The following is a 2,823-nucleotide window of genomic DNA, read 5'->3' as shown; positions in this document are numbered from 1 at the left end:
TGAGTGCCGGCAAGCGGTAACGGGCCCAGCGGCCTTCGCCTTGCCGCAGCAGCCGGCCCTGGTCCACCAGCAGGCGCAGCCGGTATTGCAGCGTGCGCAGCGGCGGCGGGGATGCCAGGGATTGCAGGATCTGCTGCGCCGAGCAGGCCTCAGCCTGGCCGCCCAGCGCGGCCACGATGGCGGTGAGATCGTCTTCCGGTAGCGGCCTGGCCACGGCGGTCTTCTTGCATGCGCAACAATTCGACCAGTATGCGCAATAAATAGGCCATGCGCAACATTTGTTGCGCGTAGAGACGGCTCAGAACATCTCGGCCGAGCTGCCCTGGTCGCGGTCGTAGTGGCCGGCTTCGGCATGGCCGGTGTTGGTGTCGGCCTGGGTTTCGAAGCAGAAGAAGCGGTCGCGGCCCAGGGACTTGGCGGTATAGAGCGCAGCATCGGCGCGCGACAGCAGCGACTCGATGGTGGTCGAGCCATCGGGCACGCAGGTGCTGATGCCGCCCGAGACGGTGACGCAGCGCTTGCCTTCCGCCGGGTGCGGCAATGCCAGCTGGCGCATGGTTTTTTGCAGGCCCTTGGCGAACAGCATGGCGCCGGAGTGCGAGGTGCCGGGCAGCAGGATGACGAATTCCTCGCCACCGAAGCGGGCGGCCAGGTCGCGCGGGCGGCGGCAGGTTTCGCCCAGCAGCTGGCCAATGCGGCGCAGGCACTGGTCGCCCTGCAGGTGGCCGGCGGTGTCGTTGTAGAGCTTGAAGTTGTCGACGTCGACCAGCATCAGCGTCAGCGGCTGCTTGTCGCGCCGCGCGGCGCGCAGTTCCTCGTCCAGCCGCACGTCCAGACCGCGGCGGTTGGTCAGTCCCGTCAGCGGGTCGCGCACCGAGAGGGCCTGCAGGCTGGCATTGCTGGCCTTCAACTGATCGGTCAGCTGCACCAGCTGGCGTTGCTGGCTGCACAGGCGCTGCATCGCGCGCAGCTTGGCATGCAGCACCACGGGAGAGACGGGTTTGAACAGGTAGTCGTCCCCACCGGCCTCGATGCCGGTGGCCAGGTCGCCGTCGCCCACCAGGCCGGACAGGAAGATGATGGGCGTCCAGCCTTCGGGTTCGGTCTCGCGCATCTTGCGTGCCGCCCAGTGGCCGTTGTGCTCCGGCATTTCCACGTCCAGCAGCACGGCGTCTGGCCGGCACTGCACGAACAGCCGCACGGCGGACTCGGCGTTGTCGGTTTCCAGCACCTGGTGGCCTCGGGCTTGCAGCTCGGCCGACAGCACCATGCGGTGCGACTGCTGGTCATCGACCAGCAGGATCTTCAGAGCAGCCTCCGTGTTTGCAGCCATCGCGTACCACCTTCGCGGGGGGAGTCCCGCATGGACCACTTTTATCGGACGATGGCGGCGGAAATTGAGGTCCCTGAGTGCAAACCCGCTGCTGCAGGTTCAGGCGTAAGGCGTGCCCGCCATGGCAGCTTTCAGTGCCATGCTGCCCTTGTCCACCAGCGCGAGAAAGACGGCTTTTGCTGCCTCCGCATCTTGCTTCTGGTCAAAGGTCCGGTGCGCCTGGAGGAAGGCCACGCTCCAGGTGGCCAGCAACAGGCCGGCTGCCAGATGGGCGTCGGGATCGGAGGCTTCGCGCCCCGCGCATTCGGCCAGCGCCAGCGTGACGAGCTGCGCCAGTTCGTCGCGTATCGCCCTGGCCCTGGCCTTGAGGGTTTCGCTGTCCGCAATCGTCTGCACGAAGCCCTGGCTCAAGGCCGAGAACTCGACGTATGGACGCTGCTCGGCCACCAGCCGGTGCGCGAGCAGGCGCAGCGTTTCGATGGGCGTGACGCGGGCATCGCGCTGGCGCAAGGCGTTGCGCAAGACTTCGCGGCCTTCCTCGTCGCGGTCAAAAAACATGTCCTCCTTGCGGGGGAAATGATTGAACACCGTCATGCGGCCAACGTCTGCGGCAGCCGCGATCTCGTCCACCGTCACCTGATCGAAACCGCGTTCGAGGAAGAGGCGCGTGGCGGCGTCCGAAATGCTTTGCCTTGTGACGAGGCGCTTGCGGGACCGGCGGTCGGGTGAGGTTGACATCGAGATATTGTACTGAGTACATTTAATGTACTCAGTACATGTTTAGGTGGAGTCCATGAGTGAGCAGGTGGATGTGGTGGTCGTGGGCGCGGGACCGGTCGGGCTGCTGACCGCCATCGAGCTGACGCTGGGTGGCGTTCGCGTCCTGGTGCTGGAGCGCCTGGCCGCACCCAGCCGTGTTGCCAAGGCCTTGGGCATTGGGCCGCTGGCCGTTGAGGCCTTGCAGCGCCGCGGCATGGCCGGGGCCATCGCCGCCGCAGAGGCATGCACCCTGGCCTTGATGAACCGGCCCGCCGCGAGTGCGCCAGGCCCGCGCTACACCGGTCATTTCGCCGGGCTCTCGCTGATCCGTGCGGACGCGCAGAAAGCGCCTGATCGGCGCGGCCGCCCGGTGGATCAGCCGGCCGTGGAATCCATGCTGGGCGAGCTCGCGCTGTCCCTGGGGATCGAGCTGCGCCGCGAGTGCGACGTCACCGGCTTTGTGCAGCAGGCGGGTGGGGTTGACGTGGCCTGGTCATCCCCGGCGGGCGACGGCCATGTCCGCTGCGCCTGGCTGGTGGGTTGCGATGGCGGCCGCAGCCGCGTGCGCAAGATGGCCGGCTTCGCCTTTCCCGGCACGCCGCCTACGCTGACGATGTACCAGGCCGTGCTCGATGTCGACCTGCCCGAACGTCTGGCGCCCAGCGGCTGGCGCCGCACCGAGGTGGGCGTGTTCTCTTACGGCTTCCTGCCGCGCCGCCTGGTCATGCTGG

4 protein-coding genes are annotated in these 2,823 nt (G+C 67.4%); 1 reads left to right on the top strand and 3 read right to left on the bottom strand.

The genetic code is table 11. The annotated features are described in order from the left end of the window. From FKP22_RS26285 to FKP22_RS26275, 3 genes are all read right to left on the bottom strand, one after another. Positions 1–214, bottom strand: a 214-nt coding sequence (locus tag FKP22_RS26285; protein ID WP_375140619.1) for a hypothetical protein, incomplete at its 3' end; no start/stop codon positions are given. A gap of 84 nt (positions 215–298) precedes the next feature. Then, positions 299–1,333, bottom strand: a complete 1,035-nt coding sequence (locus tag FKP22_RS26280; RefSeq protein ID WP_141290835.1) for a GGDEF domain-containing response regulator — start codon at positions 1,331–1,333, stop codon at positions 299–301. 99 nt (positions 1,334–1,432) lie between these two features. Continuing rightward, complete coding sequence (locus FKP22_RS26275) at positions 1,433–2,071, bottom strand: TetR/AcrR family transcriptional regulator (RefSeq protein WP_141290833.1); 639 nt, start codon at positions 2,069–2,071, stop codon at positions 1,433–1,435. A gap of 55 nt (positions 2,072–2,126) precedes the next feature. Here FKP22_RS26275 and FKP22_RS26270 point away from each other — a divergent pair. Then, positions 2,127–2,823 (top strand): FAD-dependent monooxygenase (locus FKP22_RS26270; RefSeq protein WP_211361594.1); only part of this gene is annotated, 697 nt, incomplete at its 3' end.

The organism is Ideonella azotifigens, from assembly GCF_006519715.1.
In the GTDB taxonomy this organism is placed as follows: domain Bacteria; phylum Pseudomonadota; class Gammaproteobacteria; order Burkholderiales; family Burkholderiaceae_C; genus Ideonella; species Ideonella azotifigens.
This window is presented reverse-complemented; position numbering and strand designations above follow the sequence as displayed.

Excerpts from the sequence above, each read along its gene's own strand:
- FKP22_RS26280 (WP_141290835.1), bottom strand. The coding sequence starts at position 1,333 with ATGGCTGCAAACACGGAGGCTGCTCTGAAGATCCTGCTGGTCGATGAC.
- FKP22_RS26275 (WP_141290833.1), bottom strand. The coding sequence starts at position 2,071 with ATGTCAACCTCACCCGACCGCCGGTCCCGCAAGCGCCTCGTCACAAGG.